Annotated in this window: 19 protein-coding genes and 1 pseudogene; 7 read left to right on the top strand and 13 right to left on the bottom strand. The window is 72.7% G+C overall.

The window, feature by feature from the left end:
• The 5 genes and pseudogenes from KME80_RS45575 to KME80_RS45595 form a co-directional block, all read right to left on the bottom strand.
• Positions 1-213: pseudogene (locus KME80_RS45575) on the bottom strand (hypothetical protein); the annotation flags it as partial.
• A 5-nt stretch (positions 214-218) separates the two neighbouring features.
• On the bottom strand, positions 219-515 hold the full coding sequence (locus KME80_RS45580) for a DUF8820 family protein (protein WP_219518042.1): 297 nt from the start codon (positions 513-515) through the stop codon (positions 219-221).
• A 120-nt stretch (positions 516-635) separates the two neighbouring features.
• A complete protein-coding gene (locus KME80_RS45585; RefSeq protein ID WP_219518044.1) occupies positions 636-2,012 on the bottom strand; it encodes an alpha-lytic protease prodomain-containing protein in 1,377 nt (458 codons plus the stop codon).
• 88 nt (positions 2,013-2,100) lie between these two features.
• On the bottom strand, positions 2,101-3,117 hold the full coding sequence (locus tag KME80_RS45590; protein WP_219518045.1) for an aminotransferase class V-fold PLP-dependent enzyme: 1,017 nt from the start codon (positions 3,115-3,117) through the stop codon (positions 2,101-2,103).
• Between the two features lie 60 nt (positions 3,118-3,177).
• The gene (locus KME80_RS45595; protein ID WP_219518046.1) at positions 3,178-5,985 is read right to left on the bottom strand and encodes a hypothetical protein; all 2,808 of its coding nucleotides are present in this window, start codon (positions 5,983-5,985) and stop codon (positions 3,178-3,180) included.
• Between the two features lie 228 nt (positions 5,986-6,213).
• On the opposite strand from KME80_RS45595, the gene KME80_RS45600 reads away from it, so the two are divergent.
• Positions 6,214-6,636: a DUF4396 domain-containing protein gene (locus tag KME80_RS45600; RefSeq protein ID WP_246646831.1), complete on the top strand. Its 423-nt coding sequence runs from the start codon at positions 6,214-6,216 to the stop codon at positions 6,634-6,636.
• 4 nt (positions 6,637-6,640) lie between these two features.
• Here the strand turns inward: KME80_RS45600 and KME80_RS45605 are convergent, their stop codons facing one another.
• The 3 genes from KME80_RS45605 to KME80_RS45615 form a co-directional block, all read right to left on the bottom strand.
• On the bottom strand, positions 6,641-7,993 hold the full coding sequence (locus KME80_RS45605; RefSeq protein ID WP_219518048.1) for a TrkH family potassium uptake protein: 1,353 nt from the start codon (positions 7,991-7,993) through the stop codon (positions 6,641-6,643).
• Between the two features lie 51 nt (positions 7,994-8,044).
• Positions 8,045-9,055, bottom strand: coding sequence for a trypsin-like serine peptidase (locus KME80_RS45610; protein ID WP_219518049.1), 1,011 nt, complete (start codon positions 9,053-9,055; stop codon positions 8,045-8,047).
• 87 nt (positions 9,056-9,142) lie between these two features.
• A complete protein-coding gene (locus KME80_RS45615) occupies positions 9,143-9,475 on the bottom strand; it encodes a DUF1330 domain-containing protein (RefSeq protein ID WP_219518050.1) in 333 nt (110 codons plus the stop codon).
• A gap of 116 nt (positions 9,476-9,591) precedes the next feature.
• Here KME80_RS45615 and KME80_RS45620 point away from each other — a divergent pair, with 116 nt between their 5' ends.
• Entirely contained in the window at positions 9,592-10,767 is a 1,176-nt protein-coding gene (locus KME80_RS45620; protein ID WP_219518051.1) for a serine hydrolase domain-containing protein, read from the top strand.
• A 12-nt stretch (positions 10,768-10,779) separates the two neighbouring features.
• Here the strand turns inward: KME80_RS45620 and KME80_RS45625 are convergent, their stop codons facing one another.
• From KME80_RS45625 to KME80_RS45635, 3 genes are all read right to left on the bottom strand, one after another.
• Positions 10,780-11,028 carry a hypothetical protein gene (locus tag KME80_RS45625; RefSeq protein ID WP_219518054.1) on the bottom strand — a complete coding sequence of 83 codons (249 nt, stop codon included), beginning with the start codon at positions 11,026-11,028 and terminating at the stop codon, positions 10,780-10,782.
• 279 nt (positions 11,029-11,307) lie between these two features.
• Positions 11,308-11,850 carry a hypothetical protein gene (locus tag KME80_RS45630; protein WP_219518055.1) on the bottom strand — a complete coding sequence of 181 codons (543 nt, stop codon included), beginning with the start codon at positions 11,848-11,850 and terminating at the stop codon, positions 11,308-11,310.
• A gap of 124 nt (positions 11,851-11,974) precedes the next feature.
• Positions 11,975-12,490, bottom strand: a complete 516-nt coding sequence (locus tag KME80_RS45635; RefSeq protein ID WP_308126206.1) for a hypothetical protein — start codon at positions 12,488-12,490, stop codon at positions 11,975-11,977.
• Positions 12,491-12,577: 87 nt separating this feature from the next.
• Here KME80_RS45635 and KME80_RS45640 point away from each other — a divergent pair, with 87 nt between their 5' ends.
• The gene (locus tag KME80_RS45640; RefSeq protein ID WP_219518057.1) at positions 12,578-13,252 is read left to right on the top strand and encodes a TetR/AcrR family transcriptional regulator; all 675 of its coding nucleotides are present in this window, start codon (positions 12,578-12,580) and stop codon (positions 13,250-13,252) included.
• A 385-nt stretch (positions 13,253-13,637) separates the two neighbouring features.
• Here KME80_RS45640 and KME80_RS45645 read toward each other — a convergent pair whose 3' ends face one another.
• Positions 13,638-14,204, bottom strand: a complete 567-nt coding sequence (locus KME80_RS45645) for a hypothetical protein (protein WP_219518059.1) — start codon at positions 14,202-14,204, stop codon at positions 13,638-13,640.
• A 14-nt stretch (positions 14,205-14,218) separates the two neighbouring features.
• Positions 14,219-14,773, bottom strand: a complete 555-nt coding sequence (locus KME80_RS53050) for a DUF5709 domain-containing protein (RefSeq protein WP_219518060.1) — start codon at positions 14,771-14,773, stop codon at positions 14,219-14,221.
• A gap of 188 nt (positions 14,774-14,961) precedes the next feature.
• Here KME80_RS53050 and KME80_RS45655 point away from each other — a divergent pair, with 188 nt between their 5' ends.
• From KME80_RS45655 to KME80_RS45670, 4 genes are all read left to right on the top strand, one after another.
• The gene (locus KME80_RS45655; protein WP_219518061.1) at positions 14,962-15,501 is read left to right on the top strand and encodes a toxin-antitoxin system HicB family antitoxin; all 540 of its coding nucleotides are present in this window, start codon (positions 14,962-14,964) and stop codon (positions 15,499-15,501) included.
• A 44-nt stretch (positions 15,502-15,545) separates the two neighbouring features.
• Positions 15,546-16,382 (top strand): DUF4097 family beta strand repeat-containing protein, encoded by an 837-nt coding sequence (locus KME80_RS45660; protein WP_219518062.1) that lies wholly within the window; start codon positions 15,546-15,548, stop codon positions 16,380-16,382.
• Positions 16,383-16,843: 461 nt separating this feature from the next.
• The gene (locus KME80_RS45665; RefSeq protein WP_219518064.1) at positions 16,844-17,788 is read left to right on the top strand and encodes an ATP-binding cassette domain-containing protein; all 945 of its coding nucleotides are present in this window, start codon (positions 16,844-16,846) and stop codon (positions 17,786-17,788) included.
• On the top strand, positions 17,785-18,588 hold the full coding sequence (locus KME80_RS45670; protein WP_219518066.1) for an ABC transporter permease: 804 nt from the start codon (positions 17,785-17,787) through the stop codon (positions 18,586-18,588). Before KME80_RS45665 ends, KME80_RS45670 begins: the two co-directional genes overlap by 4 nt.
• Positions 18,589-19,051 lie beyond the last annotated feature (463 nt).

Raw genomic sequence — 19,051 nt, forward strand, 5'->3', positions numbered from 1 at the left:
GACGGCGACAGGAGCAAGGTCAGGACGTACCGGGTCGGCGGTGAGCCAGGCGGCGGCGCGGGCGCCGGCGAGCGGCGAGGCCACCACGATCACGTGGTCCGGCTCCGGCAGGCCCGCTTCCCTGTAGGCCTGCCGGACAGCCGCGTCGGCGTCGCCGCCCGGCCCGGTGGCGAAGGCCATGCGCTCCCACGCCACCCGTTCATCGGTGTGCACGGCCATCAGTCGGCCACCACCCGGAAGGAGCCCGGCACGTACTCGCGCTGGCGGACCACCCGGTACCAGCCCTTGGGCAGCGAGATCGGGTCATGCTCCTCGTGCACCAGGCGACCGCCCTCCGGCAGGTGCAGGAACCCGCCCGACAGCGTGCCGGGCCCCGGGATCGCGTGGCAGTGGCCGGTGGCCTCGCCGTGCGCCAGCACGAGCCGCCCGCGGGCGTCACGCGGCTCGGGCCGGACGGTGCGCGGCGCGTCCTCCTCGGACACCGGCACGATCAGGATGTCGCCCTGTCGGTACATCGACCAACCTCCATCGTCAGGGGGATGATCGGAAAGTACCGTCCGGCACCGACAAACCGGCGGGCCCAGGCCGGAGGAGGGGGCTCCCCGGCCTGGGCCCGGTTCGAACGGGTCAGGACATCAGACGCGCTGCCACAGGGCGGGCACGACCGGGGGCTCCCAGCCTGCCTGCGCGGTGTGGCCCTGGAGGCACCGGTAGGTGGCGCCGCCGTACGTCACCGTGGCGCCGGCCGCGTAGGTGGTGCCGGCCGCCCAGGTGCCGCCGGGCGACTGCGTCGGCGTGTTGCTGCCGGTCGGGGTCGGGCTGTTGCCGCCCTGGGTGACCAGCGTGAGGCCGTACGCCTGCAGGATCTCGTTGACCGGCTGGAAGTACGTCGTGCCGCCCGAGCTGCAGTTGCCCGAGCCGCCCGAGGTCACGCCCTGGGCCTGGTCGCCGGAGTAGAACGAGCCGCCGGAGTCGCCGGGCTCGGCGCAGACGCTCGTCCTGGTCACCTGCGAGACCGTGCCCTGCGGGTAGGTGACGCTGGTGTTGAGCTGGCTGACCTGACCGCAGTGGGTCTGGGTGGTCGAGCCGGAGCGGCAGATCGAGGCGCCCACCTGGGCGACCTGGGAGCCGCGGATCGGCTGGATGCCCCGGCCGTAGGCGTTGACCACGCCGGTCGGGGTCCACTGCGAGTTGACCTCGACCCAGGCGTAGTCGTTGCCCGGGAAGGAGGAGCCGCGGAAGACGCCCTGGTTGACGCGGTTGTGGCCGGTCGTGGTCGCGCCGGTGCTGCCGCAGTGGCCGGCGGTGACGAAGCCGCCCTGCGAGCCCGCCTTGCTCACCGAGAAGCCGACCGAGCAGCGGGAGCCGCTGCCGATGTAGTACGCGTCGCCGCCGCGTACGTCGTAGTAGGCCTGCGGCTGCTCGTTGGAGCGGACGACCCTGACGGCCGAGGCGTCGGCGCCGCTGGCCCGTACCCAGGCCTGCGCCTTGGCGGGCGTGGAGGACAGGACGACCACGTCGTTGTTCACGACGTCGACGTACCAGACCGGCGCGGTCTTCGGCGCCTTCGCGGCCGCCCGGTCGAGGGTGGCCTTGATCGCGTCGAGCTGCTGGAGGGAGCGGCCGACCACGCGGGCCTCGACACCGGTCTCCCGGATGGCGGCGACCTGCGCCTGGTCGGTGGTGGCGACGGTCATCGCAGCGGTGGGGCCGCTGAGCCAGACGCCGCCGTAGGCCGCGCCGAGCTGGGCGCGCAGGCCGGGCTCGACGGTCGCCGCGGCTGCCTCGTTGACGAGCCGGGTCTCGGCCTGCTGCTGGCTGATGCCGAGGTCGTCGCTGAGCGCGTTGATCAGGCCGGGCGGTGGTTCGTTGACAGAAGCCTGCGCCTGCGCCGCGGCGTAGGGGCTGAGGTCGTCCGCGGTGGCGCTGTGCGCGGTCCAGGCTACAGCGGGGACGACCACGAGGGTCAGTCCGAGCGCGAGGCCCGCTGTCAGGGTCTTTCTGGGGAGCATGTGACTCTCCTCGTATTACGGGGGGTGTCGCCACCGTACGAGGACGGATACGAGGAATGGTCGTCCCAAATGACCCCCTATCGCGGTGTTATGGGGCGCCCAGGGCCTCCAGCGCGCGGTCCACGTCCGCGGTCGTCGTGTAGGCGTGGAAGCTTGCGCGGACCTTCCCGGCCCGCACCGCCGCCCGGATGCCGGCCGCCTCCAGCCGTTCGCCAGGCGCGTCGACGGAGACGATCGCGCTGTCCGACGGTTCGAGGCCGAGTCCGGCCCGGAAGCGGTTGGCGAGCGCCACGTCGTGGTCGCGGACGCGCTCGACGCCGATCTCGTTGAGCAGTTCGAGCGCGGGCGCGGCCCCCACGTAGCAGAACCAGGCGGGCGACAGGTCGAAGGCCCGCGCGTCGCCCGCGAGCCGCAGCGGCGGGCCGTAGAAGGAGCCGCCCTCGTCGGCCCCGGCGTACCAGTTGGCGGCCAGCGGGCGCATGCGCTCGCGCAGGCGCGGCGACAGGTAGCCGAACGCCGCGCCGCGCGGGGCCATCAGCCACTTGTACGCGGCGCAGGCCAGCGCGTCGACGCCGTCGACGTTCACCGGGAGCCAGCCGCAGGCCTGGGAGCCGTCGGCGATGACGAGCGCGTCGTGGTCGCGGGCGGCGGCGACGATGTCGGCCAGCGGCGCCACCTCGCCGGTCGCCGACTGCACCAGGCTGAACGCCACCGCGCCGGTCGAGGCGGTGATCGCGTCGGCCAGCCGGTCGGCGGGAACGGTCCGGACGCGGGCGGCCACCGCCCACGGGAACAGGTTGCTGGTGAACTCGATCTCCGGCACGACCACCTCGGCGCCCGGCGGGAGCGCGGTGGCCACGGTGGACATGATCTGCGAGACGGTCGAGCCGACGGACACGTCCTCCGCGACGGCGCCGACCATCCGGGCGAACGCGGCGCGCGAGCGGCCCACGGAGGCGTCCCAGGGCTTCCAGTCCGAGCTGCCGTGCCGCCAGTGGGCCAGCACGGCCTGCAACTCCTCGAACGCCCGGCGGGGCGGCAGCCCGTACGAGGCGGTGTTGAGCCAGCCGGGCTCGGCGTCCCAGAGCGCGCTGTCAAGATCCATGCGCCCAGCCTAGGACGGCGCTTCCCGTACGCCTACCGTGCTGTTCGTCCGATGCCGGGCTCAGCGGCTCGCGCCGCTCAACTGGTCGCGCAGGCGGCGGCACTCGCGGGCGAAGCGGCTGCGGCTGCGGCTCGTGGCCCAGGCCGTGACCGCGGGGATCTCGTCGCGCGCGCCCGCCCAGGCCGCCACGTCGACGGCCAGCGTCACCGCCTCAGTGTGGACGGCGGCCGGCCGCTCGCCCACGGCCAGGAGGTCCGGCAGCATGGCCTTGACGATCTCCCACACCTGCGCGTGCGCGCCCTGCCTGGCCGCGTCGGCGAGCGCGCCGAACGCCGGGCGGACCTCGCGCCGGGTGCGCCGGACGAAGTGCGCGAGCTGCCGGCCGACCGCCTCGGCGGGCAGGTCGCCCCGGGCGGCCATCCGTAACAGCAACGGCGCCGCCTCGCCGTCGGGACGGGTCAGCGAACGCGCCAGGTTGATCGCGGTCGCCTCTCCGACCGGCCCGCCCGCCTGCGCCAGGGCCGCGAGCGTCGCATCGGCGGCCCCTCCGCCGAACAGCCAGGGCAGCAGGTTGACGGCGACCACCTCGCGGTGCGACGGGAGGATCGCCGGCCACCAGCCGACGGTGTCGGCGTGATCGCCCCAGCTCCACCTCCGGGGCTCGCGCAGCAGCTCGTCGATCAGCTCGTCGCCGGTCGGCCGGGCCCGCAGGACGGGCCGCACCCAGACGTCGTCGGTGTGTTCGGGCACGTGGTCGTCGTCGAACACGTGGTCCACGGCGCCCAGCCGGTAGCCCCACTCCAGCCCCGTCACCGGATCGGGCAGGCCGCCTCCGGCCAGCCAGGCGGCGGCCCGCGCGGCACCTCGCGACCCCACCCGCGCGGCCCGTTCGGCGGCTTCCGGCCAGGCGCCGCGCGGCAGCCGCAGCAGGGCCTGCGCCAGGTCGGCGGGCAGCGGCTCGACCCCCGCCGCCGCGCACGCCTCCAGCCGGTCGACCAGCACCGCGGGGTCGAGGTGCCCGGTGGCCAGGGTGGGCGTCGCCAGCAGCACCGGCGGCAGCGCGCCTTCGCGCAGCGCCGCGTAGAGCTCGGCGAGCCGGCGCAGCACGAACAGGTGGGGCGGCGCGGCCATCCCGGGCTCCGGCAGCCGGTCGTGGTGCCGCCTCACCGGGGCGGGCGTGCTGCCGTGGAGCCGGGAGGCGATCTCCCCCAGCAGTTGCGTGAAGAACCCCCCGAACACCGCTGCCGGCTGCTGCGTCGCTTCCGGCTCGGGCATGACGCGCATGGCGGTGAAGACCGACTCCCAGGGGTCGGCGGGGCCCCCGACCGGGACGCCGGGATCGGAGCCCGGTGCGATCACCTCGTCGGCGAGGGCGCCGATCCACTGGCCGGGGCTGAGCCAGCACGGGCTCTCGTACAGGCCCGGATAGGAGTAACGGGTCGCGCGCGCCAGCGCCGCGCGCAGGGCCGCCCGGTCGCGCGCCGCCTGCTCGACGAAGGCGGCGAGCCAGCTCTCGGCCGTCTCCCAGCGTTGCACGGCCCAGCCGTCGGCGGCGAGCGTCGGCTCCGGGAACGGGCCGGGCGGGGCGGGCACGGGCAGCGGCAGCGGGGCGAACGGCTCGGCCGGGTCCTCGGGCGTCGCGTCGCCTCCGAACACCTCGGCCACCTGACGGCCGAGGTCCGGCGGCAGCAGGGGCACCGCCTCGGCCACGGCGGCGCCGCCCGTGCCGAACGTGGCGGCGTGCTTGAGCGCGAGCCGGGCCGCGCGCTCCTGCACCTGGTAGGACGGGTGCGCGAACGCGGTGGCCAGCGCCGGGGCCAGCTCGTCGGCCCGGGACGCGGCGGCCGCTTTGTCGACCCGCGAGGTCTGGGACGTCCGGGACGCGATGCGCCGCAGTTCGTCGTCCAGCCAGCTCAGGCCGGCGAGCGCCAGCTTGGCCTCCGCGCGGAAGGTCAGCGCGCCGATCGCCTCGGCGACGTCGGCGGCGTCGTGCGGGCCGGTGCGGCGGACCTGGGCCAGGGCCAGCTCCGCGACGGTGCCAGGGGCGGCGGGCAGCAGCCGCAGGTAGTCGCGCGAGCGGGCGGCGGACTCCTCGGGCGTGGGATCGACCAGCTTGTGCAAACGTACGAAGAAGCGCAGGTCGAGGGCGTCACCGCCGCGCAGGAAGCGGCCCACGCAGCCGTCGAGGACCGCCTCGCGCGAAAGCGCGCCGGAGGCGAGCAGGGACAGCCAGGCGGTCGGCCGGGGGGTCAGCCGCTCGTCGCGCAGCGTGCGGCCGGCGCCCTGGGCGTCGAAGATCCGCGGGAGCAGCGCGGCGGCCAGCGGGTCGCCGGGCACGACGCCGGCGGCGAGCCAGGCGACCACCAGCGGGTCGTGCGCGGGAGGGTCGCCGCCGCAGCTCCGCAGCAGGGCGAGCACCAGGGGCACGGTGCGGTCGCCGGGCCTGCGGATCTTACGCGCGAGCCGGGCGGCGACGTCGGCCCGCCAGGCGGCCGGGCGGGTGACCAGCACGCGGGCCAGGTCGGGCCAGCCGGTGTGGGGCGCCCAGCGGGGGTTGAACTCGCGCCGGGTCAGCCAGGCCACCGCGCCCGCCGGGCCCGGGATCGTGCCCGCGCCCACGAGCCGCAGCGCCGCCAGGTGACTCTCCATCGCGTCGCTGACCAGCCAGCGGAGGTCCCATTCGTCGGCGTCGTCCCGATGGGGCCGGGCGAAGCCTTCGCGCAGCTCCTTGACGAACCCGGGCAGCCGGCCCGCCACGTCGGCCCGTTCGGCGTCGGTGAGCGCGATGAGGCGGTCGGCCAGCGCGCCGGTGTCGCGGCTGATGACGAGGGCGCGGACCGCCTCCCAGACGGCCTCCTGATGTGTCATGCGGCGGACATTAGAGATCGCTACCGACAATATTGTGGAACCCCAGGGGGGTATGTTACTGTCGCCGCCGAGATACGACTAAGGGGTACAAACAGCATGTCCGAGCACGGCGGTCACCACAACCACCACAACCATCACGATCATGCACAACATGGTCAGCACGGACATGATCAGCACGCGCAGCACGGGGAGCACGCGCATGGTGGGCCGGGGAAGGTCTCCTGGCGGATGGCGGCCTCGGCCACCCTGCACTGCCTCACCGGATGCGCCATCGGCGAGGTGCTCGGCCTGGTGATCGCCACCGCGCTCGGCTGGCACACCGTCCCCTCCATCGCGCTGGCCGTCGTGCTCGCCTTCTTCTTCGGCTACCTTCTGACCCTCATCCCGCTGCGCCGGGCCGGTCTCTCCTGGAAAGAGGCCATCAAGCTGGCCCTGGCCGCCGACACAGTGTCGATCCTGGTGATGGAGATCGTGGACAACGGCGTGATGGTCGCCATCCCGGGCGCGATGGACGCCGGGCTGGCCTCGGGGCTGTTCTGGGGCGCGCTGGCCGTGGCCCTGCTGGTGGCGTTCCTGGTGACCACGCCGATCAACAAGTGGATCATCGGCCGGGGCAAGGGCCACGCCGTGGTGCACGCCTTCCACCACTGAGGCGTCAGCCGACGATCATCTTCTCGTCCGGAAGCTGGTAGTGGCGGGTATGCTCCTTGAGCGCCAGCGCCGAGCCGAGCGTGAGCGGCCCGGTCCTGCCGACGAACATGAGCACCACCAGCAGCAGTTGCCCCGCCACCCCGACCTGCGCGGTGATCCCCGTGGACAGCCCCGTGGTGCCGAACGCCGAGACGACCTCGAACAGCACCCGGTCCAGGCTGAACGGGGTCAGCACCAGCAGCACGTAGGTGGAGACCGCCACCAGCGCCACGCCGATGAGGCTGATCGAGACCGCCTGGCGCTGCACCGACTCCGGCAGCCGGCGGTTGCCCACGTGCACCGAGTGCTCGCCGCGCATCTCCGCCCAGATGACGAACGCCAGCAGCCCGAACGTGGTCACCTTGATCCCGCCGGCCGTGCCCGCGCTGCCGCCGCCGACGAACATCAGCAGGTCGGTGACCAGCCAGCTCGACGGGTACATGGCCGAGACGTCCAGGCTGTTGAACCCGGCGGTGCGCGGCATCACGGCGGCGAAGAACGCGGCCAGCACCTTGCCAGGGTCGTCCAGCCCGCCCAGCGTGCGCGGGTTGCGCCACTCGGTGGCCAGGAACACCAGCGTGCCCCCGACCAGCAGGATCACGGTCACCCACACGGTGATCCTGGTCAGCACCGACCACCGGCCGGGATGCCGCCAATCGCGCAGCAGCTCGAACCAGACCGGGAAGCCGAGCCCGCCCACGATCACCGACACCGCGATGGTCAGGCTCACCCACGGATCGGTGACGAACCCCATCAGATTGTCGGCCCACAGCGCGAACCCGGCATTGTTGAACGACGACACCGCGTGGAAGACGCCCAGGTAGACCGCCCTGCCGAACGGCTCGCCGTAGCCGATCAGGAAGCGGCCGGTCAGCACCACCGCCACGACCGCCTCACAGGCCAGGCTGAACAGCACCACCTTGCGCACCACCGTGCGCACGTCGGTCATCCGCAGCGTCTTCGTCTCGGCCTGCGCGAACAGCCGGGCCCGCAGCCCGAGCCGCCCGGACAGCAGCACCGTGAACAGCGTGGCCAGCGTCATGATCCCGAGCCCGCCGGCCTGGACCAGCAGCGCGATCACCACTTCGCCGAACGCCGACCAGTGCGACGCCGTGTCGACCACGGCCAGCCCGGTCACGCACGCCGCCGACGTGGCGGTGAACAGCGCCGTCACCCAGTCCGTCGACTCCCCGGACTCCGCGGCCACAGGCAGCATCAGCAGGCCCGTGCCCAGCAGCACCACCGCCGCGAACCCGGTCACGATCACCTGCGCGGGGTGCTGGAACCTTTCGAGCAGGGCCGGCGCCCTTGTTCTCACCGCTTCTCCCTCTTCCGGCCGGTTCACGGTACAGCAGCCGGAAAACGGAGCTCAGGTCGCGTCGGTCCGCTGGGCCTCCTGGTAGACGGCCATCGCCTCGTTGCCGAAGAACGGGCCGAACATGAAGTCGGGCGCGAAGTCGTACTTGAAGCTGTTGACCGAGGTCACCCAGCCGAGGCCGGTGGAGTCGTCGAAGCCCTGCAGCCACGGGCCGCCGCTCGAACCGCCGGTCATGCGGCAGCGCAGCCCGAGGTCCCGCGTCATGACGCTGTCGTCGAACGCGCGGCCGCTGCAGAAGATCAGCGACGAGCCGTCGAACGGCTCAGCCGCCGGGAACCCGTAGGAGAACATCTGCTGCCGTCTGGCCTGGTTGAACGCCACGCCCTGGCCGCCCACCACGTCGGTCAGCGTCCGGCCCTGCAACGGCGCGACCACGGCGGCGGCCACGTCGAAGTTGATGTCCTCGCGGGCGTTCCACTGCTGGGTGGTCAGCAGGCGGCTCGCCACCCAGGCGCCGAACGGCGCGCGGCCGTTGGCGAAGCCGGGGACGAACACCCAGTTGCGGTGGAAGGCGCCGTTCAGCTTGACGCAGTGCCCGGCGGTCATCACCACGCTCTCGTTCGCGCTGGTCACGGCGGTGCCGGAGCAGGAGGAGTTCTGGCCTTCCGCAGTGGTGAAGAAGACGCGCCCGGTGGTGCGGACGATGGCGCCGCCGTCGGTCCACCGCAGGCCGGGGCTGTTGGCCAGCTCGGCGGCCGACCGGGTGAACGAGGTGCCGCGCGTCGCCCACGGGTTGCCGCGCGTCGGCCGGTCGGAGCGGGCGGTGCGGCGCGGCTCGGGCGACGACAGCGGCCGCGCCGCGCGCAGGCGCTGCGGCGTCCAGTACTGCAGCACGGTCCTGCGCTCCGGCCAGGAGTCCGTGGCGGACCACCGGACCGGGCCCGGGTCGTGCGCGGCCGTGGTTCGCGCAGTCGTGACCTGCGCGGTCGTGGCCTGCGCGGCGGCCGGGGCGGCCGTCAGGGTGAGCGTGAGGGCGGCGAGCAGGGCGACTCTGCGGGGCATGACGTACCTCCAGATAACCGGGATCTGCCGTCTGGAGGTACGCAACGGGAGGCGCGAAACGCTCAAAGTATGCGCATACGGGTATGGCTACCGCCGTAGCGCCGCCGCGGTCTTCGCCGGGTCGTAGTCCGGCCCGACCCCCTCCACCAGGAGCGCCGCGCCGTCGATGTGATCGGTGCGCAGGTGCAGGATCTCCTGGTAAGCGGGCGAGTCGTACCAGCCCCTGGCGGCGTCCAGGTCGGGGAAGCCGATGATCACGATCGTCCCCGGCCAGTCGCCCTCGCGCACCTCCACCTGCGCCCCGTGCACCAGGAACCGCCCGCCGAACGGGTCGAGCGTCGCCTGGATGCGCTCCATGTACTCCAGCACGTCGGGGTGGGGGTTCGGCGTCTTCAGATGCGCCACGGCGTAAGCGGTCATGGTGTCCTCCCGGGTTCCGGTCGTCGACCCAAGAATCCGCGACAGGAGGGAAGCGCCACAATTACGTGCCAGGTAAGCGACCGTTTGTCCGCAGGTCACCGGGGTAGCCGGAGACCGTGGCCGGTATCCGGGGGATCTGCCACCCGCGCTTCTCCTCGGTGCGGGACCGCTTCGCGGACAACTTCGCCGAGGGGCGGGAACTGGGCGCGTCCCTCTGCGTCTACCAGCACGGCGAGCCCGTCGTGGACCTGTGGGGCGGGCTGGCCGCCGAGGACAGGCCGTGGCGGCAGGACACGCTCGCGCTCCTGGCCTCGACCACCAAGGGGATGGCGGTCGCGGCCCTCCTGCTGCTGGTCGACCGGGGGATCCTCGACCTCGACACGCCGGTGGCCGACTACTGGCCGGAGTTCGCCGCCGAAGGCAAGGGCAGGATGCCGCTGCGCTGGATCCTGGGCCACCGCTCCGGCGTCGTGGTCATCGACCCGCCGCTGACCTTGGACGACATCGAACGCGGCAGCCCGGTCGCCGACGCGCTCGCCTGCGCCAGACCCGCCTGGCGGCCGGGCAGCGCCCACGGCTACCACTGCCTCACGCTGGGCTGGCTGGTCAGCGAGGTCGTCCGCCGCGTCACCGGCCTCACCGTGGGACGGCTGTTCGCCCGGGAGATCGCCGCGCCGCTCGGCCTCGACCTGCACATCGGCATCCCCGCCCACCAGGAGGGACGGCTCGCGAGCGTCGTCGCCCCCACGGCCGGCGAGGTGCGCAACGGCCGGGCCGACCCCGAGCTCCACGAGCTCAACCGGGCGATCTGCTCGCCGGCCTCCCTGCTGCACCGCGCCACCTACGGCAGCGTGGTCCTCACCCCCGAGCTGCTCGGCGGCTCACGCCTGTATCGGGCCGAGGTGCCCTCCGCCTGCGGCGTCGGCACCGCGGCCGGCCTGGCCAGACTGTACGCGGCCCTGATCGGCGAGGTGGACGGCATCCGGCTGCTGCGCCCGGAGACCGTCGCCCGCGCCCGCGCGGTCGAGGCTCGGGGGCGCGACCTGGTCCTGCGGCTGGAGACGGCCTACAGCGCCGGGTTCATGCTGCCCGGCGGGCCGATGTGGCCGCCGTTCGGGGCGCCCAACGCCTTCGGGTACGCCGGCGCGACGGGCGCGTTCGCCTTCGCCGACCCGGACACCGGCCTGGCCTTCGCGTACGTGCCCAACCGCATGTCGGAGCTGATCGAGGGCAGCGACGGCCGCGTGTGGCCGCTGATGCGGGAGAGCCACCGCTGCGCGCGCGGCGGTTGACCCTGGCCGGGGTTAACCGGCCAGGTCCCTGGCGACGTTGTCGAGCCGGGTGGCCACCTCGTCGAGCTGCTCGTCGGTGACCGTGTCGCCGGGCAGCAGCCCTGCCACGTCCGCCCGCCGGGCGATCACCAGGCTGCGATGGGTGTCGTCCACCTGGGCCGCCGGCATGACCAGGCAGTCGCCCCGGACGAAGACCAGGACCGTGTCGGGGTCCGGCGCGTCCAGCAGCCGCCGTACACACTCTCGGTTGACAAGGAGCATCGTGCGGTCCTCCGCGTTCCGTTTCGTGGGGGCTTCTGAGCGCGTACCCGGATCGTCCACCCGGTCACCTGGTCAACGCGGAAAGACCACGTCAGGAGAAGCACGGGGGTGTCGGGAGAAGTACGCGCCGTCGCGGAACGCTGTCGGATGCCGTATGCGCCGCCAGCCGCCATTTACCAGCCGTCGTTTGTCGACCGCAGTCGCCAGCCGTCATTTGCCAGCCGTCGGGCGTCAGCCTCAATCGCCAGTCGCCAGTCGTCAGTTGTCAGTCGTCAGTCGTCAGGAGAAGTACGCGTCGGCCGCCGGGGTGGAGAGCAGGATGATGACGAGGACCGAGCCCAGCGTCGCCAGCCCGAAGCGCACCAGGACGAGCGGGCGGAGCCAGGACGGGAAACCCCCGCTCGCGGCGGCGATCACGGCACGAGCGTCGATCTCCCGCACGCCGGGGTCGGCCGACTTCGCGAACGCGGCCTCGGTGTAGCGGACGGCGAACACCTGACTCGCGGTGACGAAGCCGACCGCGAGAAAGATGACCGGTTCGAGAACCCAGGACAGGACGCGGCCCGCCCCGGCGAGGTTGAGCCAGGCCAGGGCGGTCACCACGACGGCGATGCCCAGCGCGAGCGCGAGCTCCGGCGCCCGCTCCTCGAACCTGATGCCGTGCCGGGCCAGGACGCCGGGCGCGTGGCCCTGCCTGGCGACCTCGGCCTCGGCCGCGCGCTGGGCCCGGCCGCCGGTGCGCCAGGCGGCCACGGGTATGACGACGAAGGTGGCGGCCAGCAGGAGTTGCAGCGTGGCTGCAAGAGCGACGGAAACCGGCATGACGACTCACTCACTCACTCGATCGAATCATTCACTTGCTCGGGGTCGTTCATTTGCTCTGGATCGTTCACTTGCGCAGGGCCGTTCACTTGATCGGGATCGTTCGCTTGATCGCGTCGCCGGCTCAGACGGCGACCAGGACGAGGCCGAGGATCGAGGCGCCGAACACGACGACGTGACGGACGTTCTGCAGGGTCCACGTCCAGGCGGGGAAGCCGTCCTCGGCGGCCTTGAGCAGGGCGGCGACGTCGATCCTGGCCAGCATCGGGTCACCCTTGCGCTGGAAGGCCGCGCGTACCGACTTCTCGGCCGTGAGCTGGCTGTAGAGGATGACGCAGTTGCCGACGAGGACGAGCGACTGGAAGATCCACGTCAGCGTCGGGGCCCAGGCGTGGCCGAACAGGTTGAGCCCCGCCACCACCGCCATGATCGCGGCGACCGTGGCGGGAACCGCGGTCTCGTGGCCGCCGGCGTCGAAGCGCATGCCGTTCTCGTGGAGGACGGTGGTGCGCACGCCCTGGCGCTGGAGCTCGGCCTGCGCGCGGGCCATCGCGGTGGCCCCGTAGCGGTGCCGGACCATCGGGATGCTCACGAAGGCGGCGGCGACGAGCAGCTGGCTGACGGCGATGACGGTGTTCACGGGGGCTCCTCGGGTCGGACTTGAACTAAGTGCAAGAGCACTGTAACCGGCTACTTGAACTAAGTGCAAGTCCAGTATGGTGGCCGCATGCCGCGCGATACCCTGACCAAGGAACAGATCGTCGAGACCGCGATCGAGCTGCTGGACGAGGAGGGCCTCGACGGCCTCAACATGCGCAACCTCGGCAAACGCCTCGGCTCCGCCGCCACGGCCGTCTACTGGCACGTACAGAGCAAGGACAACCTGATCCTGCTCGTCGGCGACCGCGTCTGGGACGAGATCGCGCTGCCCGACGTCGACGCCGTCGGTTGGCGCGCCGCCGCCACCGAGCTCGCCACCGGCCTGCACGACATGCTCAGCCGGCACCCGTGGCTCGTCCAGGCGTTCGGGTCACACCTGTTCTACGGGGTGAGCAAGGCCCGCTACGACGAATGCAGCCTCGCCGTCTACGAGAAAGGCGGCTTCACCGGCGCGCACGCCGACCGGGCGGCCGGCGCCGTCTTCACGTTCGTCCTCGGCTGCGTGCTCGGCGTGGCCGCGCAGGCGTCCCTCACCCGCCGCCTCGCCCGCGACGGCGGCGACGCCGCGGCGGCCTTCCAGGAGACACTGGACAAGGCCGCCGAGATCGCCAAACAGTTCCCCCGGCTACGCAGCCGAGTCGAAGCCCCCACCCCCACCGACTACGCGACGGCCCCGGTACAGACCTTCGAGTTCGGCCTGGAAGCCCTCCTCAACGGCCTGGAATCCCAGCGCCCCACCTGACCCCGCCCCGCCCCGAAGCAGCCCGAACGGCAACACCAACCCCCACGCTCAGCCCCGTACGGTCGCACCCAGCCGCGTACGTCGGCGTCCAGCCGCATTCGGTCGCCGTCCAACTGCGGTCGGTCGGCGTCAACCGTCCCCGAGGTGGCGCGTTCCCGCTTCGAGCGGCCTGCTGAGAGCGGCGCGAGACGGCCACTCTCACCCCCTCGTACGGTCGGCGCCCCACCCGCCCCGGGCGGTCCGTTCGACTGGCGCGAGACGGTCACTCCCGCCCCTCTCCCGTACGGTCGGTGCCCCACCCTCCCCGGCAGTCCGTTCGAGCGGCGTGAGACCCCTCATGCGGTCGGCACCGCCTCCCAGCCAGCGGGCATGTGACGGTCGGCTGTCATGGTCGGTCCACGTAGCCGGTGCCTTCCCCGGGCAGGTAGCCGCCGTCGTCGGCGTCGGTGCGGCCGGAACCGGCGTCGGGGTCGTCCTCGTCCGAGGGCACCCAGTCGACCGCCGCGCCCACGTGCCCGCCGTCCGGCTCGGCGGCCGGGGTCTCGTCCTCGCCTTCGTCGATCATGCCGTGCTCGGCCTCGTCCACCGGCCCCTGCACACGGAAGCCGGGGTCACCGCCCTCGCCCTGCGGCTCCACGGCGTCGGGCGGCATCGGGTGCGGGCTCGGCCCCAGCGTCTCGACGTGGCCTTCGACCTCGTCCGTACGGCTCGCGACCGCCTTCTCGTCGGAGCCCGCCGTCACCGGCCACTCGTCGTCGCGGCCGGTCACGTACCCCATGGGCTCGGCATAGCCGCTGGAAGGCTCGGCGTCGTCGCCTGGCTTGCCCGGGTTCGCGTTCGAGCCGCGGATCGAGGCCGGGCCGATGTCGCCGCCCATGTTGTGCAGGTCGGCATCGAACGTGGTGCCCTTGTCCTGTTCGCGCCGCTTGTCGCGGTCCTTCTTGTCGGACACGTGGCCCACCTCCCTTACTCGGGCTCCACCCGCATGGCCGACTCCTCCGCCGAGTAGCCGCCGCTGTCAGGACCGACCTCCCGCGCCACCTCGTCGGACTCGATGTCACCGTGCGCCCCCTCGTCGGGCGCGACCAGCCGACCGGCCCGCCGTGGGTCGTCCCACACCTGGCCCGACGGCTCCTCCGGTTGCGCCGGCCAGCCCTCCTCGACCCCGCTGTCCGCCTCCCGGTCGGTGTCGAGATCCGAGCCGACACCCAGCCCTGACTCGTCGGTGACCCGATCGGTCCCGGCGTCGCCGCCACCATCGCGGCCCCGTGGCTCGTCCGCGCCGAACACCGGCTGGTCCTCGGGCACCTCCCGCTCCAGCCGGCTGTCCAGTGGCTCGCCCTGGATCTGCTCGTCGACCGTGGTGCCGTAGTCGTCGATCGCGATCGGCTCGTCCCCGGGCAGCGGCGCCTCCTGTGGATCGACCGCCCACTGCTGCTCGGGCGTGCCGTCCTGGAGGTCCGGGATGCCCTCGTCCTCGAAGCGGGATCGAGGGTCGTGCTCTGGCGTGTGTTCCCCCACGATGGTCCTCCCCTGTTCAGGCCTTCACCGCCCGCTGCCCAGCCGGTCCGCCGCATAACGACTCCTCGGTGCTCATGGCCGGTCCGGCCTCCCCGAATGCCGGACGCCACCCCGCGCCGACCCCATGACGCCCTCATGATGTCACAACCCCGCTTGCGTTGACGCCATCATGGCGTCATGATGGCGTCATGAACCTCACGCCCTTCGTCGACCAACTCCGCAGAGAGCTGGCGGTCGCCGCGGAGGCCGGCGGCCCCGAGGCCCGCGAGCTGGCCGAGCGACTCACCGCGCCGCTCGAATCAGCCGTCCGGCTCACCCTGCTCGACGCGCTGTCCACCGCCGCGGGCGAGATCACGCGCGACCTCGCCCCGGGTTCGGTCGACGTACGCCTGCGCGGGCGCGACGCCGACTTCGTCGTGCGACCGGCGCACACCCCACCTGCCCCCGCGTCCCCGCAGAGCACGCTGCGCTCCGCACTCGCCGGCGCGGTGGAGGTCGCGATGGGCGTACGCGCCCCGGTCCCCGACGCCGACGAGGGCGGCACGTCACGGATCTCCCTGCGCGTGCCCGAGCACCTCAAGTCGCGCATCGAGGAGGCGGCCGGCCACGACGGGCTCTCGGTCAACGCCTGGCTCGTCCGCGCCATCTCCGCAGCGCTGGAGCCCGGCGAGGCGGTCAGGTCCGACGATCCGCCGGGCGGCCGGCACTACACCGGCTGGGTGAGCTAGCCGGCCCGTCCCATCCGACCACCCCATTCGTGAGGCCACCCAGCATGCCGACTTTCGACACTCCCACCCCGATCCTGGCCACCGTCGACCTCCACATGGCCGACGTCCGCATCCACGCGACCGACCGCGCCGACACCGTCGTACGCATCCGGCCCGCCCACCACGACACCAGCGACCAGATCGAGATCGACTACTCCCGCGGCAGGCTCCTGGTGCGCTCGCCGCCCGCCACGTTCCGCTGGCTGCTGTGGGGCGGCGAGTCGATCGACGTGGAGATCGAGCTGCCGACGGGCTCCCGCGCCGAGGTCAAGACCACCGGCGAGCTCCGGTGCGAGGGCCGCCTCGGCGACTGCCGGTTCCAGAGCGCCGACGGCGACGTCTGGCTCGACGAGACCGGCAGACTGCAGGTCCAGGCCGGAAACGGCGACATCACCGTGGCCAGGTCCGGTCCCGCCGACATCACCGCCGACAACGGCGGCATCCGCATCAACCGGATCGACGGCGCGGCCACCATCAAGACCGCACACGGCGACATCACCCTCGGCGAAGTGGCCGGCGACCTGCGGATGAAGACCGCCCACGGCGACATCACCGTGGACCGCGCCCTCTCGGACGTCGCCGCCAAGACAGCCACCGGCAACGTCCGCATCGGCGAAGTGGTGCGTGGCCAGATCAGCCTGGAAACCGCCTCGGGCGCCGTCGAAGCCGGCATCCGCGCAGGCACCGCCGCCTACCTCGACGTCCGAACCGACTACGGCAACGCACACATCGGCCTCACCCCCACCAGCGGCCCCGGACAGGCCGACGAAACCGCCGAACTCCGCGCCCGCACGGCCTACGGCGACATCCACATCCGCCGAGCCACCCCAACCCCCCACTAACCCAATGCCGCACCCCCCACGGCTCCCACCAGAGACCGCCCCACCCGCCCACCTAACCCCTCGCCCCGGCACCGCTCACCGCAGCGCCGCCACCCCACTTTCCTCGACAACCCCCAGATCCCTGCACCCGTCACACCCCCAGCCCGCCCATCCCGATGTCCCTCGACAACCTCCCATGTCCCCCACGCGCCAGCCCAGCCTCAGCCCCCACCCCACTCCAGCCTCAGCCCCCGCCCCAGCCCCCCGTGCTCTCCGAACCCCGCGATCTTCGAGCCTCGGAGGGGCCGTCCCTCGAAGGCTCCAAGCTCCGCGACCTCCAAGCGCGGCGACACAGAGGGCCCCGGTAGGCGTCAAGCCGGGTCCGGGTCCGGGGCCGGGGGCTGTGGCGCGCCCGAAATCGCAACGAACCGAAAAGAAGGCAGACCCAGAGGTGGGCCGCGCTGACCGGAAGGAGAAGACCCATGCCCCCCGCGATCATGGCTGAAGGCCTGGTCAAGAAGTACGGCGACGTGGCCGCCCTGGACGGCCTGGACCTGGCGGTGCCCGAGGGCACGGTGCTGGGCCTGCTCGGCCCCAACGGCGCAGGCAAGACGACGACCGTGCGCATTCTCACCACGCTGCTCAAACCGGACGCCGGCCGCGCGTCGGTCGCCGGGTTCGATGTGGTGCGTGACGCCGACAAGCTGCGGTCCCACATCGGCGCGTCCGGTCAGTACGCCGCCGTCGACGACCATCTGACCGGCGCCGAGAACCTGGAGATGGTCGGCAGGCTCTACCACCTTGGCACAAAACGCAGCAAGGCCCGTGCCCGTGAGCTGCTCGAACGCTTCGACCTCACCGAGGCGGCCGACCGCCCGGTGCAGGGCTACTCGGGAGGCATGCGCCGCCGGCTCGACCTCGCCGGGGCGCTGGTGGCGAGCCCGCCGGTGCTGTTCCTCGACGAGCCGACCACCGGTCTCGACCCCAGAGCTCGTGCCGGTCTCTGGGACGTCATCGCTGAGCTGGTCGCCGCCGGCACCACGCTCCTGCTCACCACCCAGTACATGGAGGAGGCCGACCGGCTCGCCCACCGCATCGCGGTCGTCGACCACGGCCGGGTGATCGCCCTCGGCACGGCCGACGAGCTCAAGGACCAGGTCGGCGGCGACCGGGTCGAGCTCACCGCGACGAGCACCGCCGACCTCGCCACCATCGAACGCGTGCTCGCCCCGCACGCCGTCACCGACGACACCGCGCTGCGGGTGACCCTCCCGGCGTTCCGCGGCGCCGCGTCGCTCAACGACGCCCTGTCCAAGCTGGCCGCCGAAGGCGTCGCCGTACGTGACGCCGGTCTGCGCCGTCCCACGCTGGACGACGTGTTCCTCACCCTCACCGGGCACGAGACGACGAAGGAACCCAGCCGATGAACTCCCTCCAGATGGCAGTCGCCGACGGCCTCACCATCACCAAGCGCAACGCACTCAAGATCCGGCGCGCCCCCGACCTGCTCGGCGGCGTCGTCATGCTGCCGATCGTGCTCGTGCTGCTGTTCGCGTACGTGATCGGCAGCATGATCGAGCTGCCCGGCATGTCCTACCGCGAATACATGATCCCCGGGATCTTCGTCCAGGCGATCGTCACCAGCACCCAGATCACCGGCTACACGCTGACGCTCGACCTGCAGAAGGGCATCTTCGACCGGTTCCGCACGCTGCCGATGTCACCCTCGGCGGTCCTCGCCGGCCAGACCCTCAGCGACGTGCTGATGAACGTGACCAGCATCGCCGTCATGGCCGTGGTCGGACTGCTGGTCGGGTGGCGGATCCACTCGTCGCCGTACGAGGCCGCGCTGGGCTTCCTGATGCTGCTGCTGTTCTCGTACGCGTTCTCGTGGGTGACGGTGGCGGTGGCACTGACGCTGCGTACGCCCGAGTCGTTCAACAACATCGCCACCATGGTGTCGCTGCCGCTGGTCTTCCTCTCCAACGCCTTCGTGGACAGCTCCCGCCTGCCCGGGCCGCTGCAGGTCGTCGCCGAGTGGAACCCGGTCTCCACCATCATCCAGGGCGCCCGCGAGCTCTTCGGCAACACGAACGCGGCCATGCCCGTGCCTGATGCCTGGCCGCTCCAGCACGCGGTGCTGGCCTCGCTGCTGTGGTCGGTGCTGATCCTGGCCATCTTCGTCCCCCTGTCCATCCGCCTGTACAAACGAGCTGTCAGCCGCTGAGCCGGGCACCGAGCTCCGCCGCTGAGCTCCGTCGCTCGGGTAGACGGGAAGTCAGCGAGGGCCGGGCCGGGCGGCGCACCGTGGGGAAGCTGGCCGTCTCAGTCGGGAGCGGCCCCGGTCAGGCGGCCTCCGGGACCGGGCGGCGCAGGGTGCCCTGGCCGGGGTGGCGCGGGCTGGGGTCGGATGGGCGCTTGGGCTGGAGAGTGGGCGCGGTTCCCGGGCTGAGGTGCCTGGCCGGATGGGATGGGGGGTCGGGCTGGGGCGGTGCGGGGTCCCGGGGACGGGCGTGGGCGGGGTGCGCTGCCGGGTGGGGCGTACAAGGTCCCGGGGCGGACACGGGCGGGTGCCCTGCCGGGTGGGTGGGACACCCGGCTGGTCGGGGCGAGGGCCCTGTCCGGGGAGGTGCAGGGTGCCTGCCGGGTGGGACGGGATGCCGTGGCTGCGGCGGTGCGGGTGGCCGGGT

The sequence above is a fragment of the Nonomuraea ceibae genome, from assembly GCF_019396325.1.
GTDB lineage: Bacteria > Actinomycetota > Actinomycetes > Streptosporangiales > Streptosporangiaceae > Nonomuraea > Nonomuraea ceibae.